This window comes from Streptomyces sp. NPDC051322, from assembly GCF_040689485.1.
In the GTDB taxonomy this organism is placed as follows: domain Bacteria; phylum Actinomycetota; class Actinomycetes; order Streptomycetales; family Streptomycetaceae; genus Streptomyces.
The window spans coordinates 560,130-577,058 of sequence record NZ_JBFBAK010000003.1; the positions used below are offsets into that span (position 1 = coordinate 560,130).

Here is a 16,929-nt window from a genome sequence, read left to right on the forward strand (position 1 = left end):
CTACGCAGCACCTCAAGGTGCCCAACCAAGGAGCTCGCACCTCACTGGCGCGCGGCGAGCCGTTCCATCAGGGCGGCGCTGCGCCCCAGCGCCTCGCGCTCCTCGCCGGTGAGTTCGAGCTCGATGGCCTGGGCGAGCCAGCCCGCCCTGCGCCCGCGCTCCCCCTCCAGAGCGGCCTGCCCCGCAGGGGAGAGCTCCACCCGGGACTTGCGGCGGTCCGTGGGATGCGCCCGGCGGACGGCGAGCCCCATTCCAAGGGCAGCCCGACCGCGCGGGCCGTGGACTGGGGCCGTACGCGCTGGTCCGCCGCCAGATCGCTGGTGGTCATGGCCCCGTCGCGATCGAGGGTGGCGAGCACGGAGACCTGCTCGAGTGGTATCCGGTCCTCGTGCTTCACGCGCCGCGTAGCTTGCCCATCGCGGTACCGACGGATCCCTCAGCCGCGCCGCCGTGCCCTCCGGCGCCTCCACCGGCGCACGCGAAACCGTTGGAAATGCGGCGGGGGTTCCGCGGGCGCTGGCACGGCAGGGGGCGTCGACCGTGCGGTCGCCCACGCCCACGCCCACGCCAACGGCGACATCGCGTCAGCGGTCGTCTGGCGTGAACGCCGACAATCGGCGGGCCTCGATGCCGTACTCGACGGCACGGCCGACGAGTTCCGGCTCGGTGCCGATGCGCTCCTTGGCGTCTCCCTCGCGGCCGCTGAGGCCGCCGCGGCGGCCCACCGCCAGCCGCTCTACCGCTACCTCGGTGGCGCCGAGGCCTGCCTTCTCCCGCTGCCGATGATGAACATCGCCAACGGCAGCGCCCACGCCGATTTATGACGGCCCCGGCCCATCCCCAGTGCGGACCCGCGTGGCGCCAGCCCTACCACGGCAGTCCGAACACGGGCGAAGGGCCCGGCTCCGGGCGGTGGACGCCACGGGGCCGGTAGCCCAGCCGATCCGACAGGCCCACGACGTCGGCCAGCAGCCAGATGATGGCGAGCCACATCTCGGTACCCTGCAGGCCGGGCTCCCGGCCGGGGCCGCCGCCGCCCTCTCCCGCCGGGCCGAAGCCGAATCCGGCGCCGTCCTGCCAGCGGTCCAGGGCCCGCGGAAGGAGCTCTTCCGCCAAGCCCCGCACTTCACCGGCGCGGTGGCTGCTCTGCCGGCCGGCGAGCCACAGTGGGTGGGCCACATCCAGCACATTGCAGGCGTTTTCACGGCCGGCAGCAAACCAGCGCGGATCGCTGCTGTGGGCCAACACCGTGTCCACCACCTGCTCCGCGTACGGCAATCGCAGGCCGAATTGGGCAAAGGAGCCACGTGTCAGCCGATAACCGCCGTTGACCAATTGCAACCGGCCGACCGCAGGGGGACCCGCGGCACCCCACAGCCCCGTCCCCGTATCCGCTCGGCTGACCAGCCAGCCGAACAACGCCTCCAGTGCGCCCGGCCCGGCAGCATCGACGACCAGCTCGAAGTTCCGGTACGCGGCAGTCGACCAGCAGTCCACCCAGGCACCGGCTGACCATGCCTGGGTCTGCCACGGCAGGGCCTCAAGTCTGGCGATGAGCTGAGCCGCCGTCATGTTTTTCACCACGTGCACCGGGTGGGCGAAGCGCGAGCCCAGCAGATCGAGGGCGTAGCCCACCGAGAGCACGTGATACTCGGCAGCGCCGTCATCGATCCAGCCGTCGGCGGCCGGTGCACAGAGCGCGCCGGGGCCACCGTCAGACGCGAATCCGGGCACCAATCCGGTGCCGGGGTCCTGCAGTGAACGCAGTCGCTCGGCGTGCTCGGCTCCGGAGAGCTGCGGCGGAGGCGAGGCGAGAAGCAGGTCGGCGATCTCGACGGCGTCACAGTGCGCGCGAACGGTCACCGGCGTGCCCGGCCGGTCCCTGTACCGGCCCGCATCACAGTCCCAGGACCGTGCGATTACCTCGCTTGCCTGATTCCTCGCTCGCTCGGCGAACCGGGCGAGGGCGTCCCCCAGGGTCGGGCCGCCCGTCGTCACACGGTGTTGTGGTGCGTGCCCGGTGCGGCGGTCCCGAAGCGGGCGGGCCGGGTTGCCCGCGGCGATCGTCCAGGGTCGGAGATCCTTCGTGACGACGGAGCCCGCGCCGACCACACAGTGGTCGCCGATCGTGACCCCGTCCAGGACAACGACGTTCGAGCCGATCCACACGTCGTCGCCGACCGTTATGCCCTTGCTGGTCAGCGGCTGCCGGTGCACCGGCAGTTCAGGGGCGAAGCCATGGTTGAACCCGAGCAATGAACTGTGCGCCCCGATACGTACGCCGTCGCCGAGCACGATCCGGCCCCGGACCACGGCGTAGGGGTTGACCGTGCAGTCGGACCCGGTCGTCACTTCGCCGGTCACGTAGGCGTGCCCGGCGATGTAGGAGTCGTCGCCCATACGGAGGACATCAGCGAAAACGCCTGCGGTCCCGGAGACGAAGCACCGCGGGCCAATGCTCGCGCCCTGATCGGTCAGGTGTTTCTGGCGGGCCGCCTGCGCATCACGCTGTTGCGCCGAGGCGCAACGGGTGAATTCCCAGGGACAGTAGTCGAAGTAGGAGTCCTTGAGGAAAGCTTCCGGATTCACCGAACAGGATTGTAGAGAGCGCTTACTGCCTGCACAACTGCTGCCGGCACCACTGTTGTGCAGCCCCGGCCGCTTCGGCCCTCGTCATCAGGCGGTCTTCACCGCACGGATCGAGTACATCAGCGGGATCCGCGGTTGGCCGGGCGGGAAGCCGTATTCGCCGGTCCCGGAGTGCTCCAGCATCGGATAGCGCCGGAACAGTGTGGTGGCGTGCTCGTGCAGGAACTCGATGCGGAGCCCGGCCTGCGCCAGCGCGGTCACCACGTCCCCGAGCGGATGCTGCCACTGCACCGAGCGTTTCTGGGCGAGCGGGGGGCCGTCCGTGTACGTATGCGGGAAGTCGAAAGTCTCCGCCTGGACATGGAAGTAGTCCTGCTCAACACTCCGGCCGTCCTCGCCCAAGATATCGGTAAGGGGGTGGAATTCCGCGAGGTAGAGGATTCCGCCTTCGTTCAGCAGCGAAGACGCCACGTGTGCCCAGCGGAGCAGGTCCGGTAGCCAGACCAGGGCGCCGAGCCCCGTGTAGACGACATCGAAGGACTCCTGGTTGAGGGCAGCGAGCGCCTCATACACGTCCGAGGCGACGAATCGGGCGCGGTCGGTCATGCCGACATCGTCAGCCAGCGCCCGGGCCGTCCTCACTGCGGCGTCGGAGAAGTCCAGGCCGGTGACAGCTGCCCCGAGCCGCGCCCATGACAGCGTGTCCTGGCCCATGTGGCACTGCAGGTGCACAAGGCGCTTGCCGGACACGTCGCCGACCTCGTCGAGTTCGAAATTCCGCAAGGTGGATGCGCCTGCCCGAAACCCGGGCAGGTCGTAGAAGTCGCTGCCGGCGTGAATGCGGACTCTGTCGTTCCAGTTCTCCCGGTTGAGCAGAAGCCAGTCCGTTTCGGCATGGGTCATGCCGGCGACCGTACTGGCCGACCCAGCCGTTCCGCACGTGAATTGTTGTCACTGCCGGATGCCTTGAGGGACCACGGTGCACCATCGTGAAACCGAGCTCACGATGTCAACAGCGGACGCGGTGGGGCGATCACCGGCCGCTCAGGGACTGCACCTCGTCATAGGTGACCACGCCCGCATCCACCGGCCACCCCGCCCGTACGTCGGCCGCCGTGCTCAGTGCCGCGGCGAGTGCGACGCGGAACAACAGTGAGCCGAGGCTCACCCTGCGGACGCCGAGCGGTCGGCGAGTTGGGCGAGGGTGGGGCCGGAGGGGGAGTAGAGGATGGTGAGCGGGATGTCGAGGAGATTCACCTGCTTTCCCGTCACGGCGCGTCGACTCGCATGTCACGGGGTTGTCTTGATCCAACTCCGGTCGCAACCGCTCGCCAAGTCATAGGTGTCCTAGGAAACAACAGCGTCCCGCTCAGCCGGAGCGAGCGGGACGACACCGCTTCCCAGGAGTACCGATGCGCGCCAAGAAGATCTCCGCCCTCGCCCTCGTCGTCGCCGCTGCCGGCCTCTCGCTGACCGCGTGCGGCGGCAGCGACGGATCGAGTGCCTCCGCCAAGACCGGCGCGTCCACCGCCGTGAGCGGCTCCACCGGCTCCACCGACGGACAGGGCTCGACATCGGGTTCCGCCGCGTCCGGCTCCTCCACCGGCTCCTCATCGCCCGGCTCCTCCACCGGCTCCTCATCGTCCGGCTCCTCCACCGGCTCATCCAACGGCTCGAAGGCGGGTAACGCAGCGAACGCCGCCAGGACCCAGTCCGCGGCGTCGGGCGCCATGTGCAAGACCGACGATCTCGGCTTCAGCGCCGCCTCCGCGGGGGTCAAGAACGAAATAGTCGTCAACCTGAAGAACAACGGTTCCCGCGCGTGCGCCATGCACGGCTTCCCGGGCGTCCAGCTCGTGGGCCCCGACGGCCTGGGCGACACCGGGCCCGACGCCGCCCGCACCGATGCCTCGGGGGCCACCGTCAAGATCGCGCCCGGCGAGGAGACCCGCTTCCTGCTGCACTACATCCCCGACACCAGCGGCTCCGGCAAGACCTACACCAGGCTGTCGGTGACCCCGCCCAACGAGAAGGTCTCGGAGATCGTGAATCTCAACGACCTGGCGATCACCATCGCCGCCCCCAGCGGCCACGCTCCCGACGTCTACGTCGACCCGGTCGGCTACCACGTCGGCTACGGCAAGTGAGTCGCTCCGTGCCAGGGCTCCGCGTGCGGGTCAGCCGCCGCTCAGGCTCTGCACCGCGTCGTACGTAGTCGCCCTCGCGCCCACCGGCCGCCCCGCCCGCACGTCCGCTGCCGCGCTCACCGCCGCGTCGAGCGCCACCCGGAACAGCAGGGAGCCGAGGCTCACCCGGCGGACGCCGAGGGCGGCGAGTTGGGTGAGGCTGGGGCCCGAGGGGGAGTAGAGGACGTTCAGCGGGAGCGCGCCGAGGAGATCGACCAGGGCGGCGATGTCGGCCGGGACGGAGAGGCCCGGGACGAAGACGCCGTCGGCGCCCGCCTCGCGGTAGGCGGCGAGCCGGGGGGCCGTTTCGGACCGGTGGGTGTTCAGCCAGCGGGTGTCGGTACGGGCGTTGACGAAGAGGTCCGGTACGGCGGTCTTCACTGCGGCGATTTTGGCCGCGTGCAGGTCCATGGGGGTGAGCGTGCCGTCGCCCCGGCCGTCCTCCAGGTTGATGCCCACCGCCCCGGCGGCGGCCAGTCGGCGCGCCAATTCGGCGACCTCGGCCGGGTCGTCGCTGAAGCCGCCCTCGGCGTCGACGGAGAGCAGGAACGGGCCCTGGCCCAGCCGTTGGGCCAGCAGGAGCGTCTCGTCCCTGGTCGCCGCCCTGCCGTCGGGCAGGCCGGCCGCAGCTGCCACGCCGAGGCTGGTCGTACCGATCGCCGGGAAGCCCTGGGCGGCGAGGGCCGCCGCCGATGCGTGGTCCCAGGCGTTGGGGAGCAGGAGGGGTGTGTCGGTGTGATGGAGGTCGGCGAAGGCGGTCATGGCGTCCCCGGGTCGGTATCGGTGGCGGTGAGGTTGCCGATGGCATCGGCGTAATGGGCCGATCCCATGAGGTGGAAGGCGAGTTGGCGGAAGGTCCAGCCGGCTCCGGGCGAGTGGTCGAGCTGCTCGGGCGTCAGGGTGTGCAGCCGGTTCGTCCAGATCCGGGCAAGGCGGGTCAGCCGGCTGCGGGCCTCGTCGAGGTCATGCCGGGTGAACGGGGCGAGGTCCGCGTCGGTGGTGATCGTGGAAGCGTGCCAGTGATCGGGCTGCGGTTCCTCACCGGCGAGGCGGGCCTCCAACTCGGCGAGGTGGTCGACGAGATGGTCGGCGACCCTGCGGATCGCCTTGTGCGGGGTGTAGACGCGGTCGTCGGCCGGGAACGGGCGGCCGTCCCAGGCCGTCCAGGTCGACGCGCGGGCCAGGACGTGTTCCACCATGGCGGCAACGACGCGGGCCGGGTCACGGTCGTCCGTGGCAGGGGTGTCGTCGGCCGGATCGTCGGCCTGGGCCCGGTCCAGGATTCCGGCGGCGAGGGCCGACGCGTGGTTCCTGCCTGGGCAGACGCGGGGCGGGCTGCCGAAGGTGAGGGAGAGCGGGCCGGTCCGCTCGGGGTCGAAGGTTTCCGGGTCCGGGAAGACCTCCGGGTCCCGGTTGGCGGCGGCGATGTCCAGGGTGACCAGGTCCCCCCGGGCGATGTCGGTCCCGGCGATGCGGGTGTCGCGGACGGCGAGACGGCGCATCACCCGTACCGGAGGGTCGTGGCGCAGGATCTCGGTCAGCAGCGATTCGGTGGAATACGCGGTCAGGCCGTCGTCGGCCGCCCGCCGCACGACCCCGGCAGCCCGGTCGATCAGGCCGCTCGTGGCGTCGCAGGCCTGTACGAGGAGGCCGATCCGGTTGGCGGCCACCTCATCGGCCCCGTCATCGGTCCCGCCGCCGGCTTCCGTACCGGCCGGGCGCATACGGGGCAGCAGCCAGGCCACCGCCGCGTCGGCGTCCGGGTCGTCCCCGCCGAAGTACGCCCGGGCCACGGGGCGGATCGCCTCCGCGACGGCGGCGGGGTCCGGGAGGCCCAGTTCCTGGGCGAGGGTACGGACCACCAGCAGGCGGGCGTCACCGTCGGGGCCGGACGCGGCGGCCTTACGGAGGGCGGCCGGGTCCAGGCGGGCCAGATCGGACTCCACCAGGGCCCGGCGGCGGGCGTGTGCGTCGCCGGAGCTGAAACGGGCCACGGTCGCCCGCAGCCACGCCATGGTTCCGGGAGCACCGGTGCCGGTGGCCGGCAGCGGGACGAGAGCCGGGTCGGCCAAGGCGGCCCGGACGTCCCGGTCATGGTCGAACTCGTGCACGGGGCTGGTCATGCCGCCAAGCTAGGACCCCGACAGTTCGGCCCCGGCCGAACTGTGGCCGGGGCACGATGGATGTATGACACTCGCCCGAATCGCCGGACTGCTCGCGGACGAGACCCGCGCCGCGTTCTGCATGGCCCTGCTGGACGGCCGGGCCTGGACGGCGGGTGAACTGGCCCGGCAGGCCGGTGTCTCGCCGTCCACCGCGAGTGAACATCTGTCCCGACTGATCGCCGGCGGCCTGCTGGCCGAGGAGCGCCAGGGCCGGCACCGCTACGTCCGGCTGGCCGACCCGACGGTGGCAGCCCTGATCGAGGACCTGGCCGCATATGCCCCGTCCGTCGCCCCGGCCCCGAGGAACCTGCGCGAGTCGACCCGGATGAGCGCCGAGGCGCGGGCCCGGACCTGCTACGACCATCTGGCCGGCCACCTGGGAGTGGCCGTCACCGACGCCATCCTGAGCCGGGGCCTGGTCAGCGACGAGGCGGGGCTCGCCGTCACCGGGCCGGGCCGCGTCTGGCTCGCCGGACTTGGCATCGAGCTGCCCGCCCGCAGGGGCTCCCGGCCGGTGGTCCGCAGCTGCCTGGACTGGACGGAGCGCCGCGTCCACCTGGCGGGCGCGCTCGGCGCGGCACTCTGCGGGCACGCCCTCGACCGGCGCTGGGTGGAGCGGATCGGCAGCGGCCGGGCACTGAGGGTGACACCGGACGGCGGGCGGGCCTTCAAGGAACTGCTCGGCATCGACGTGGCCCGGGAGGCCTGACCCGCGAAGTGGGAAGCATGACCGAGTACCCCCGGGCCGGGATGTGACCCGCCCCACGTTCCGAGTGCGGCGGGCCATCCCGGGCAGGCACCAGACCGAGCGGCCGTGTCCGCCTTTCCGGTGATCATTGAGTGAGCGGGACATCTCATGATGTGATACATCGGGGGAGCCGTGCGGCCGCTCGCTAGACTGAGCCGACCGCAGTAATGACTGGATCGAGGAGCGCACGTGGGCCTTGTCGTGCAGAAGTACGGAGGCTCCTCCGTAGCCGATGCCGAGGGCATCAAGCGGGTCGCCAAGCGAATCGTCGACGCCAAGAAGAGTGGCAACCAGGTGGTTGTCGTGGTGTCAGCGATGGGCGACACAACGGACGAGTTGATCGATCTTGCCGAGCAGGTGTCGCCGATTCCTGCCGGGCGAGAGTTCGACATGCTACTGACCGCCGGAGAGCGGATCTCCATGGCGCTGCTGGCCATGGCGATCAAAAACCTGGGCCACGACGCCCAGTCGTTCACCGGCAGCCAGGCCGGTGTCATCACCGACTCGGTCCACAACAAAGCGCGGATCATCGACGTCACGCCGGGCCGGATCCGTACCGCGCTCGACGAGGGCAACGTGGCGATCGTCGCCGGGTTCCAGGGCGTGTCCCAGGACAAGAAGGACATCACCACCCTCGGCAGGGGCGGCTCGGACACGACCGCGGTCGCGCTGGCTGCTGCTCTTGACGCCGAGGTCTGTGAGATCTACACCGATGTGGACGGCGTCTTCACCGCCGACCCCCGGGTCGTCAGGAAGGCCCGGAAGATCGACCGGATCTCCTTCGAGGACATGCTGGAGCTCGCCAGTTCCGGCTCGAAGGTGTTGCTGCACCGCTGCGTGGAGTACGCGCGCCGTTACAACATCCCGATCCACGTCAGATCGTCGTTCTCGGGACTGCAGGGCACCTGGGTCAGCAACGAAGCACGCCAAGCACACGAAGCACAAGGGGAACGCACGGTGGAGCAGGCCATCATCTCCGGTGTCGCCCACGACACCTCCGAGGCGAAGATCACGGTCGTCGGCGTTCCCGACAAGCCCGGTGAGGCGGCGGCCATCTTCCGCGCCATCGCGGACAGCCAGGTCAACATCGACATGGTGGTGCAGAACGTCTCCGCCGCGTCGACCGGCCTGACCGACATCTCCTTCACTCTTCCCAAGGACGAGGGCCGCAAGGCGGTCGACGCCCTGGAGAAGTCCAAGGCGATCGTCGGCTTCGACTCGCTGCGCTACGACGACCAGATCGCCAAGATCTCGCTGGTCGGCGCCGGTATGAAGACCAACCCGGGGGTGACGGCGACTTTCTTCGAGGCGCTCTCCGACGCCGGTGTGAACATCGAGCTGATCTCGACGTCCGAGATCCGCATCTCGGTGGTCACCCGCGCCGACGAGGTCAACGAGGCCGTGCGCGCCGTGCACACCGCCTTCGGCCTCGACAGCGACTCGGACGAGGCAGTCGTCTATGGGGGCACCGGTCGATGACCGGTAAGCCGACGCTCGCGGTCGTCGGAGCGACCGGAGCCGTCGGTGCTGTTCTGCTCCAGATGCTGTCGCAGCATGCCGACGTCTGGGGCGACATCAGGCTGATCGCCTCGCCGCGCAGGGTCGGCCGCAGCCGGGTCGTGCGCGGCGAGGAAGCCGAGGTGCTGCCGCTCACCGAGGAGGCCCTCGACGGCGTGCAGGTCGCGATCTTCGCCGTTCCCGACGAGGTCGCCGCTCGGTGGGCACCGATCGCCGCGGCCAAGGGCGTGGTCGTGGTGGACGGTTCGGCAGCCTTCCGGATGGACCCGGCGGTGCCGCTGGTGGTGCCCGAGGTCAATCCCCACGCCCTGCGGCTCAGGCCGCGCGGCATCATCGCCTCCCCGCACTGCACCACCCTGGCCATGATCGTGGCGGTCGGTGCGCTGCATGCCGAGTTCGGGCTGCGGGAGCTGATCGTCTCGACGTACCAGGCGGTGAGCGGCGCCGGCCATGCCGGGATCGATGCGCTGCGCGGCCAGACCAAGCTGGTCGCGGACACCGAACTGGGCACCCGCCCCGGCGATGTGCGCCGGGCCGTCGGGGACGACACCGGTCCCTTCCCCGCGCCCATCGCGCTGAACGTCATCCCCTGGTCGGGCTCGGTCGCTGCGGACGGCTGGTCGTCGGAGGAGCTGATGCTCCGTGACGAGACCCGCAAGATCCTGGACCGGCCGAAGCTCCCGGTGGCGGCGACCTGCGTACGGGTTCCGGTCGTCACCACCCATTCGCTGTCGGTGCACGCACGCTTCGAGAACGAGCTCACCATCGCGCGGGCGCACGAGATCCTGGCGACCGCGCCCGGGGTGGTGCTCTTCGACGACCCGGAGGCGGGCGATTTCCCGACACCGGCCGACGCGGTGGGCACTGATCCGGCCTGGGTGGGACGCGTACGGCGCTCGATGGACGATCCGCAGGCACTGGAGCTGTTCGTCTGCGCGGACAATCTCCGCAAAGGCGCCGCACTGAACGCGGCTCAGATCGCCGAGGCAGTGGCCGCGGAGCTCGTGACCTCGGAGCTTTTGTAGAATCCGGGCACGCACTGTGAGGAAGACCTTGGTCTGCACCACTTGAACTGCGACGGGTGCCTGTTACACGATTCACTCCCCCGGGGCAGCTGCGGTCATCTGCAACCACCGCTGTGCCGACAGCGTCTTTGGGTTCATCTCATTCTGCGCGGGTGTCATGAGCGGCCGTGCACGAAAGGGACATTGGGGAGATCGGTACGCATGGGGGCAGTGCGCATGAGGGCAGCACACGCGCGGGCGTCGGCCACATCGCCAAAAGCGATGCCATACGCGTACAACCCTGACGGGGGGAAGCGTGTCCAACTGGCGTGGCAGAGGTTCTCGATATCGCAGCGGTGTCCGGACGTGGCGGAGTGGTTCGCCCGCTCCGGCGCCCCCGTACGCTCGGTGGCATGCCGGTGATCGCCCCCGTGCCGGCCACCCGCCCCACCAGAATTCCCTCCCAGAGCGGCGGGAGCGCTGACGACGCCATGGCCGTCGGCACCACCGTCGATCACCTCACCGAGACCTACCGCGCGCACTACCGGTCGCTGCTGGGTCTCGCCGCGCTGCTGCTGGACGACACGGCTTCCTGCGAGGACGTCGTCCAGGAAGCGTTCATCCGCGTGCACTCCGCGCGCAAACGGGTCAGGGACCCCGAGAAGACGCTCGCGTACCTGCGCCAGACCGTGGTCAATCTGTCCCGGTCCGCACTGCGCCGCCGCATCCTCGGTCTGAAGCTCCTCTCCAAGCCGATGCCGGACATGGCGAGCGCGGAGGAAGGGGCGTACGACCTCCTGGAGCGCGACGCGCTGAAGAAGGCCATGCGCAATCTCCAGCGCCGCCAGCGCGAAGTACTGGTGCTCCGTTACTTCGCGGACATGACGGAGGCCCAGGTCGCCGATGCGCTGGGGATATCGCTGGGCTCGGTGAAGGCCTACGGCTCGCGCGGCATCGCCGCGCTGCGGGTGGCCATGGAGGCCCCGGCATGAGTGAGATCAACCGGAACAAGCAGGCTGGGAACGGAATGCCGAACGAAGGGCCGGATCACTTCACGGACGGCCTCGACGAGGACGAAATCGCGCTGCGCAGGCTGATGCACGGCGCGGTGAGAGACCTCCGGCCGTCCGAGGACGCGCTCGACCACCTGTACAAGGCCGTTCCGGCCAGGCGGGCCCGGCGCCGCCAGGTGCTGGTCGGCGCGGCCGCGGCCGTGCTGCTGGTCGGTACCGCGATCCCGGCTTTCATCCACGTGGCCGGGGCGGGCGGTGGGCCGCCGAGCAACCCGGTAGCGGTGGGACACCGCCACCATCCCCAGGACAGTACGGGCCCGACGGAGGGAGACGGCGGCGGCAAGAAGGCCGAGGACTCGCCGTCGGGCAGCAACCCGACCGGCAAAAGCGGCAAGCAGCACAAGCCGTCCGCCCCCGGCAAGGGCCCACACGCCGGTACGCCGACGGGCACGGGCGAGCCGTCCGGCCGATCGGCCAAGAGCCTGCCGATCTGTGACGCCCAGCAGTTGGGCGTCACCTCGGCGTCGACCGCGCCGGCCAACGCCGACGGCACGGTCTACGGCACCTTCCGTGTCTCGAACGTCTCGGGCACCCAGTGCTCGATCACCGACGCGGGCACCGTGAACTTCCAGGCGATGGGCGCCGCCGACCCGGCCAGGATCGCCGTGGTCGACCACACGGCGGGCGACCCCGCGGCCGGGCTGCCCGATCCCTCGCAGGAGACGACCGGTCTCGTACTGAAGCCGGCCAAGTCCTATGAGGTGAAGTTCGCCTGGGTGCCGTCGGATACCTGCCCCAGCGAGAAGCCGTCACCCGATCCGACACCCTCGGGCGGATCCGACAGCACGGGGAGCACCGGCCAGGACGCGGCACCGCCGGACTCCGCCAACACCAGCCCGCAGCTGGCCTACGGCGACGGTGGCACCTCCGACGGCAGCGTGGCCGTCGTACACGAGGCGGAGCCGGGCGTACCGGCCGCCGAGGCGACGATCCCCAACGCGTGCGCGGGCACCATCTACCGCACGGGCGTGCTCGACACACCCTGATCGTCGAGGCTCTCCGTACGGTCCGTGCGCTGTGCGTTCTCCGGGCCGGGCGGCCCTTCCGGTACCAGGCCCAGCGCCAGGTCTCTGGCGGCCTCGGCCTCGCGGCGGATCAGCCGGAACCACATGAAGACGACGAACCCGGCGAAGACGAACCACTCCCCGGTGTAACCGAGGTTCTGGAACGACTTCAGGTCGAGGCCGCTGTTCTGCGGTGCGGCCGCCGGCACCGCGGTCAGCCCCGCCGAAGGGTGCGGCAGGGTGATCCAGGCGTCGTACACCGGGTAGGGCACCAGGTTCACCAGCGAGGCCGCGCTGATGATCCCGAGTTGCCCGCTGGGCAGCCCGCCCTGGGTGTGCGCCCCGTCGGTGCCGCTGTTCTCGGAGGCCTGCAGCGACCCGGTGACGGTGACCTCGTCCTTGGGCGGGGCCGGCGCCTTCGAACCCGCCGGCAGCCATCCGCGCACCACCGGGAGCGCCTTGCCGCCGTCGGTGCGCAGCAGGGTCAGCACGTACGAGCCCTGCTTGCCGTCGACGACCCGGTCGGGCACCAGGAACTGCGCCCCGTACCGCCCGGTGGCCCTCGCCTGGCGGCCCGAGGTGTCGAGGGTCACCGGCAGCAGACTCGCCAACGGGGCGGACGCCTGACGCGTGGGGTCGGGCCGGTGCTGGTCGGAATCGTGTGTGGCGACGCGGGCCTCGAACCTGCTCAGCTGCCAGGACCCCATGAAGATGCAGAAGGGGATGGCGAGCAGGACGAAGACGTTGATCCCCCACCAGCGGGGTGTCAGCAGGAACCGGTACACGCCTCCAAAGGTACGTGGCCGCCGACGGGACTCTGCCCCCGGACCCCGCCCGGCGGGTGGCCTACCCCACGTGCCGCGCCGCGAAATCCAGCTCCAGGCCCACCTGCTTGACCCGTTCGTCCACCACCAGCGAGCCGTGCCCGGCCTCGTATCGGTACACCTCGTGCACCGCCTGCCGGTCCGCGAGCCGCTGCACGTAGTTCTCGACCTGGCGGATCGGGCACCGGGGATCGTTCACCCCGGCCGAGATGAAGACCGGCGCCCGCACCGCGTCCACATAGGTCAGCGGCGACGACGCCGCGTACCGCTCCGGTACGGACTCCGGGGTGCCGCCGAGCAGCGTACGGTCCATCGCCTTGAGGGCTTCCATCTCGTCGTGGTAGGCGGTGACGTAGTCGGCGACCGGGACCGCCGCGAGGCCCGCCGCCCAGACGTCCGGCTGGGTGCCGAGGCCGAGCAGCGTCAGGTAGCCGCCCCAGGACCCGCCGGAGAGCACCAGCTTCGCCGGGTCGGCGAGACCGGAGGCGACGGCCCATTCACGGACCGCAGCGATGTCCTCGAGCTCGATCAGACCGACCCGGTGCTTGAGGGCGTCGGTCCACTCCCGGCCGTATCCGGTCGACCCGCGGTAGTTGACCCGTACGACGGCATAGCCGTGGTCGACCCAGGCCGCGGGCGCGGAGGCGAACTCGTCGCTGTCGTGCCAGGTCGGCCCGCCGTGCACATCGAAGACGGTGGGGAAAGGACCGGCCCCCTCGGGCTGCTGCACCAGGGCGTGGATACGGCCGCCGGGCCCCTCCACCCATACGTCCCGTACCGCTACCGAGGCCGGCGCGGTCATCCCCGGCGCTCCGGAGGTGGACCGCACGACCGGCGGCAGCGCGGCCGACGACCACAGGTACTCGACCGTGCCGTCCGGGCGGGCGGTAGCCCCGGCCACCGTCCCGGCCGGCGTCTCGACCCGGGCGAGGCGGTGCCCGGCGAGCTCGTAGCGCCACAGCTCGCTGCGCGCCTCGAAGCCGTGCACGATCAGCAGCGCGGAGCCGTCCGGATACCACTCGGCGCTCACATCGCCGGGCAGGTCGACGGCGAGCGCGGTCTCCTCGCCTGTCGCCACGTCCCACACCATCGGCTCCCAGCGCCCCCGCCGCTGGTGCCCGACGAGCAGCCGGGTGTCCCCGGCGACCGGCGCGAAGCCCAGGACCTGCAGGCCCAGCTCCTGCGTACCGCCCCGGGTGTCGTCGAGCTCCGCGACCGCCGAACCGTCCGGCCGCAGCACGCGCAGCGCGGCGTGCATGGCGTCGCCGTGCTCGGTGTGCTCGATCGCGATGAGCGTCCCGTCGTACGACAGATCGCCGACTCCGGCCGACTCGCGGTGCCGGTAGATCTCCACGGGCGCCGCCCCGGGACGCACCAGGTGGAGGGTGGACCCGTCCTCGTCGGTCGAGCGTCCGACCACCGCGGTGCCGTCCCGCCCGATCGCGAGACCGCCGGAGTAGGCGGGCTCCAGGCCGGGCGTCGCGGGTTCGTCGGGGCCGCCGTGGAAGGGCTGGCGCATCCAGACGCCGAACTCGTCCCCGTCGGTGTCGGCGAACCACCACACCGAATCGCCGTCCGGCGGGAGCACCCCGTCGGTGGTCCCGTTCGGCCGGTCGGTGACCTGGCGCTGCTTGCCGCTCGCGCGGTCCCAGGCGTACAGCTCGTATGTGCCGGTCGCGTTGGACACGAACAGCGAGCGGTCCGGCGCGTCCTTGGCCCAGTCGGGCAGCCCGACCCGCGGGGCCCTGAAGCGCTTCTCCCAGGACGGCATCTCGGGCTTCCGCGGGGCCCGGTCGGGCGTCGTGTGTGCGTCTGTCATGCGCCCATTGTGTAGGCCGGCGGCCGCCGAGCGGGTGGCGCCTCCGGTCAGATCTGCCGGGCGGGCCAGTTCAGCAGCCGGGCACCGATGACGGCCGTCTGCAGCGTGTAGCGGTGCGCCGGGTCGGCGGGGTCGGCGCCGGTCAGCTGACGGATCCGCTCCAGCCGGTAGGTCAGCGCGCGCACGCTCAGCGACAGCCGACGCGCCGCCTCGGCCGCGACGCAGCCCGATTCGAAGTAGTGGTTCAGCGTGGAGACCAGCGGCTCGGCGCCGCCACGGGCCTGCCGGAGCGGGCCCAGCGCACTGCGGACCAGGTCGACCAGGGCGTCCCGGTCCCGGGTGAGCACCGGGTAGACCAGCAGATCGGCGGCGCGGAGAACCGGCCCGTCCAGATTCATCCGGGCGCCGAGTTCGAGGGCGTTGAGGGCCTCCTCGTAACTGTGCACGACACCGCCGGCGCCCGGGTGGGGGCGGCCGACCGCGATCAGCGCGCCGTCATCGGTCGCCGCGTACGTCTGTTTGGCGAAGTGGGTGAGCACGTCGTCCTGGTCGCCGGGGGCGACGCAGATCAGCCGGCCGTCCTTGGTGGTGAGCAGGATGCTGCGATTACCGAACCGGCTGAAGAGGGCGAGCCCGACACTGCGGGTGACGCGGTCGCTCTCGTCGTACGCGGTGCCGCTCTGCGCCACCGCGACGGCATGCGTCTGCGAGAGGCGCAGCCCGAACCGCTCGGCACGCTGGGCGAGGCGGCCCAGGTCGCTGCCGCCGTACAGCAGGTCGTGGATGAACTCCCGCCTGGCCGCCTCCTCCTGGCGTACCGCGACGCGCTGCGCCCGTTCGTACCCCTCGGCGAAGGCGTCGATCGCCAGCTCCACCGCGGTGAGCGCGCTCGCCGCCGAGCCGGTGGGTACGGCCGGCCAGCAGGCGCGGGTGGCGGCGAGGTGCTCGCCGATGAGGCTGCGCAGCGTCCGGCCGTCCTCGGCGGCCCGTTCACCGCCGGCCCGGCGGGCATCGAGTTCGACCCGGGTCGGACGCCGGCCGGTCGCCAGGACCTCGGAGAGCATCAGCGCGTATCCGTCCAGATAGGGCGCGGGTCTCTCGGATTCTGACACGTCTCCCTCCCGATCTTCGTCTCGGTACGGTCGGCGGTCGGGCCGGGTGCGGCCCTGGCATGCGGGGACCTCGAATATTGCCGGGATCCGGCAATGCGTCAAGTCGGGTGGGCGGTCATCATGGGACAGCGGAAACGGGGGAGGGCGTCCCGGTGCCGGAGTGCGGAAACGTATGTCGACGCCGGGACGCTCTGCGGGGGTGGTTCGCAGGGGGACGGGGGGAGAGCGGTATGAGGGAGCTCATCGACGCCGCTCTCGGTTTTCCCGCGGCTGATCGTCTGGACCGTCACCCGCCGGCTGCGTAGCCTCTTCAACCTGCTGAAACTGGCCGGGCTGCGCTCCACCCTGACCCCGGCGCAGGCCGAGCGCTGGGCCGAAATCAAGGCTGTCCATGTCGCCGGCCGGGGGTGAACGCGGCCGCCGGTCAACGCCCGGACCTTGCCTCATCTGCGAATAACCGCACATCTGTTCACCGCGTGATCACTTCGGGTGAACCCCGACCGCGTAACCGATCACCTCGCACGAGCGTTCCGAAGAAGACCGCAAAAGGCCGCAACGAAGGCGGCCGCTGTGAGTGCGTTCAGTACAGGACGTCTAGGAAAGGCTTGTGTCCATGTCTCGTATCGTGCGGATGACCGCCCTGTCTGCCATTGCTGCCGCCACCGTGATGGGGGCCGCCTCGGCCGCCTCCGCTGACGCCGGCGCGGAGGGTGTGGCCGCCGGCTCGCCCGGTGTGCTCTCCGGCAACCTGGTCCAGGTTCCGGTGCACGTCCCGGTCAACGTCTGCGGTAACACCGTGAGCGTCATCGGCGCCCTGAACCCGGCGTTCGGCAACGTCTGCGTCAACGGCTGACGGCTGATATCGGCTGCACCAGCTGCGCCCCGGC

The 16,929-nt window shown here is 70.9% G+C and carries 15 protein-coding genes and 2 pseudogenes; 8 read left to right on the forward strand and 9 right to left on the reverse strand.

Going from position 1 to position 16,929, the window contains the following annotated elements; all coding sequences use genetic code 11:
- Positions 1–41 precede the first annotated feature (41 nt).
- Positions 42–433 (reverse strand): annotated as a pseudogene (locus tag AB0436_RS10770) (MarR family transcriptional regulator).
- On the opposite strand from AB0436_RS10770, the pseudogene eno reads away from it, so the two are divergent.
- A pseudogene (eno, locus tag AB0436_RS10775) lies at positions 427–818 on the forward strand (phosphopyruvate hydratase); the annotation flags it as partial. The pseudogenes AB0436_RS10770 and eno overlap by 7 nt on opposite strands.
- Positions 819–867: 49 nt before the next feature.
- On the opposite strand, the gene AB0436_RS10780 reads toward eno, so the two are convergent.
- The 3 genes from AB0436_RS10780 to AB0436_RS10790 all read right to left on the reverse strand — a co-directional run bounded on the left by AB0436_RS10780 (position 868) and on the right by AB0436_RS10790 (position 3,757).
- Positions 868–2,589, reverse strand: a complete 1,722-nt coding sequence (locus AB0436_RS10780; RefSeq protein WP_366467403.1) for an acyltransferase — start codon at positions 2,587–2,589, stop codon at positions 868–870.
- 87 nt (positions 2,590–2,676) lie between these two features.
- Positions 2,677–3,492, reverse strand: a complete 816-nt coding sequence (locus AB0436_RS10785; protein ID WP_366467405.1) for a class I SAM-dependent methyltransferase — start codon at positions 3,490–3,492, stop codon at positions 2,677–2,679.
- Positions 3,493–3,622: 130 nt separating this feature from the next.
- Positions 3,623–3,757: a hypothetical protein gene (locus AB0436_RS10790; RefSeq protein WP_366467406.1), complete on the reverse strand. Its 135-nt coding sequence runs from the start codon at positions 3,755–3,757 to the stop codon at positions 3,623–3,625.
- A gap of 244 nt (positions 3,758–4,001) precedes the next feature.
- On the opposite strand from AB0436_RS10790, the gene AB0436_RS10795 reads away from it, so the two are divergent.
- Positions 4,002–4,736 carry a DUF4232 domain-containing protein gene (locus AB0436_RS10795; protein WP_366467407.1) on the forward strand — a complete coding sequence of 245 codons (735 nt, stop codon included), beginning with the start codon at positions 4,002–4,004 and terminating at the stop codon, positions 4,734–4,736.
- A gap of 30 nt (positions 4,737–4,766) precedes the next feature.
- Here AB0436_RS10795 and AB0436_RS10800 read toward each other — a convergent pair whose 3' ends face one another.
- Both AB0436_RS10800 and AB0436_RS10805 read right to left on the reverse strand, forming a co-directional pair.
- Positions 4,767–5,537: an isocitrate lyase/phosphoenolpyruvate mutase family protein gene (locus AB0436_RS10800; protein ID WP_366467409.1), complete on the reverse strand. Its 771-nt coding sequence runs from the start codon at positions 5,535–5,537 to the stop codon at positions 4,767–4,769.
- Complete coding sequence (locus AB0436_RS10805) at positions 5,534–6,898, reverse strand: cytochrome P450 (protein ID WP_366467410.1); 1,365 nt, start codon at positions 6,896–6,898, stop codon at positions 5,534–5,536. Before AB0436_RS10805 ends, AB0436_RS10800 begins: the two co-directional genes overlap by 4 nt.
- 64 nt (positions 6,899–6,962) lie before the next feature.
- Between AB0436_RS10805 and AB0436_RS10810 the strand changes: the two genes are divergently transcribed.
- The 5 genes from AB0436_RS10810 (at position 6,963) to AB0436_RS10830 (ending at position 12,269) form a co-directional block, all read left to right on the forward strand.
- On the forward strand, positions 6,963–7,649 hold the full coding sequence (locus AB0436_RS10810; protein WP_366467412.1) for a winged helix-turn-helix domain-containing protein: 687 nt from the start codon (positions 6,963–6,965) through the stop codon (positions 7,647–7,649).
- Positions 7,650–7,877: 228 nt separating this feature from the next.
- Entirely contained in the window at positions 7,878–9,167 is a 1,290-nt protein-coding gene (locus AB0436_RS10815) for an aspartate kinase (RefSeq protein ID WP_366467413.1), read from the forward strand.
- Positions 9,164–10,231, forward strand: a complete 1,068-nt coding sequence (locus tag AB0436_RS10820) for an aspartate-semialdehyde dehydrogenase (protein WP_366467414.1) — start codon at positions 9,164–9,166, stop codon at positions 10,229–10,231. Before AB0436_RS10815 ends, AB0436_RS10820 begins: the two co-directional genes overlap by 4 nt.
- A 392-nt stretch (positions 10,232–10,623) precedes the next feature.
- Entirely contained in the window at positions 10,624–11,202 is a 579-nt protein-coding gene (locus tag AB0436_RS10825) for a SigE family RNA polymerase sigma factor (RefSeq protein ID WP_366467416.1), read from the forward strand.
- The gene (locus AB0436_RS10830) at positions 11,199–12,269 is read left to right on the forward strand and encodes a hypothetical protein (protein ID WP_366467417.1); all 1,071 of its coding nucleotides are present in this window, start codon (positions 11,199–11,201) and stop codon (positions 12,267–12,269) included. Before AB0436_RS10825 ends, AB0436_RS10830 begins: the two co-directional genes overlap by 4 nt.
- On the opposite strand, the gene AB0436_RS10835 is transcribed toward AB0436_RS10830, so the two are convergent.
- The 3 genes from AB0436_RS10835 to AB0436_RS10845 all read right to left on the reverse strand — a co-directional run bounded on the left by AB0436_RS10835 (position 12,239) and on the right by AB0436_RS10845 (position 16,042).
- On the reverse strand, positions 12,239–13,072 hold the full coding sequence (locus tag AB0436_RS10835; protein ID WP_366467418.1) for an SURF1 family protein: 834 nt from the start codon (positions 13,070–13,072) through the stop codon (positions 12,239–12,241). The genes AB0436_RS10830 and AB0436_RS10835 overlap by 31 nt on opposite strands.
- 61 nt (positions 13,073–13,133) lie before the next feature.
- Positions 13,134–14,930 (reverse strand): prolyl oligopeptidase family serine peptidase, encoded by a 1,797-nt coding sequence (locus AB0436_RS10840; protein WP_366467419.1) that lies wholly within the window; start codon positions 14,928–14,930, stop codon positions 13,134–13,136.
- 47 nt (positions 14,931–14,977) lie between these two features.
- Complete coding sequence (locus AB0436_RS10845) at positions 14,978–16,042, reverse strand: helix-turn-helix domain-containing protein (RefSeq protein WP_366467420.1); 1,065 nt, start codon at positions 16,040–16,042, stop codon at positions 14,978–14,980.
- A gap of 613 nt (positions 16,043–16,655) precedes the next feature.
- Between AB0436_RS10845 and AB0436_RS10850 the strand changes: the two genes are divergently transcribed.
- On the forward strand, positions 16,656–16,895 hold the full coding sequence (locus AB0436_RS10850) for a chaplin (protein WP_366467421.1): 240 nt from the start codon (positions 16,656–16,658) through the stop codon (positions 16,893–16,895).
- The last annotated feature ends 34 nt before the right edge of the window (positions 16,896–16,929 follow it).

Excerpts from the sequence above, each read along its gene's own strand:
- AB0436_RS10785 (WP_366467405.1), bottom strand. The coding sequence starts at position 3,492 with ATGACCCATGCCGAAACGGACTGGCTTCTGCTCAACCGGGAGAACTGG.
- AB0436_RS10795 (WP_366467407.1), top strand. The coding sequence starts at position 4,002 with ATGCGCGCCAAGAAGATCTCCGCCCTCGCCCTCGTCGTCGCCGCTGCC.
- AB0436_RS10800 (WP_366467409.1), bottom strand. The coding sequence starts at position 5,537 with ATGACCGCCTTCGCCGACCTCCATCACACCGACACACCCCTCCTGCTC.
- AB0436_RS10805 (WP_366467410.1), bottom strand. The coding sequence starts at position 6,898 with ATGACCAGCCCCGTGCACGAGTTCGACCATGACCGGGACGTCCGGGCC.
- AB0436_RS10810 (WP_366467412.1), top strand. The coding sequence starts at position 6,963 with ATGACACTCGCCCGAATCGCCGGACTGCTCGCGGACGAGACCCGCGCC.
- AB0436_RS10820 (WP_366467414.1), top strand. The coding sequence starts at position 9,164 with ATGACCGGTAAGCCGACGCTCGCGGTCGTCGGAGCGACCGGAGCCGTC.
- AB0436_RS10825 (WP_366467416.1), top strand. The coding sequence starts at position 10,624 with ATGCCGGTGATCGCCCCCGTGCCGGCCACCCGCCCCACCAGAATTCCC.
- AB0436_RS10830 (WP_366467417.1), top strand. The coding sequence starts at position 11,199 with ATGAGTGAGATCAACCGGAACAAGCAGGCTGGGAACGGAATGCCGAAC.
- AB0436_RS10840 (WP_366467419.1), bottom strand. The coding sequence starts at position 14,930 with ATGACAGACGCACACACGACGCCCGACCGGGCCCCGCGGAAGCCCGAG.
- AB0436_RS10850 (WP_366467421.1), top strand. The coding sequence starts at position 16,656 with ATGTCTCGTATCGTGCGGATGACCGCCCTGTCTGCCATTGCTGCCGCC.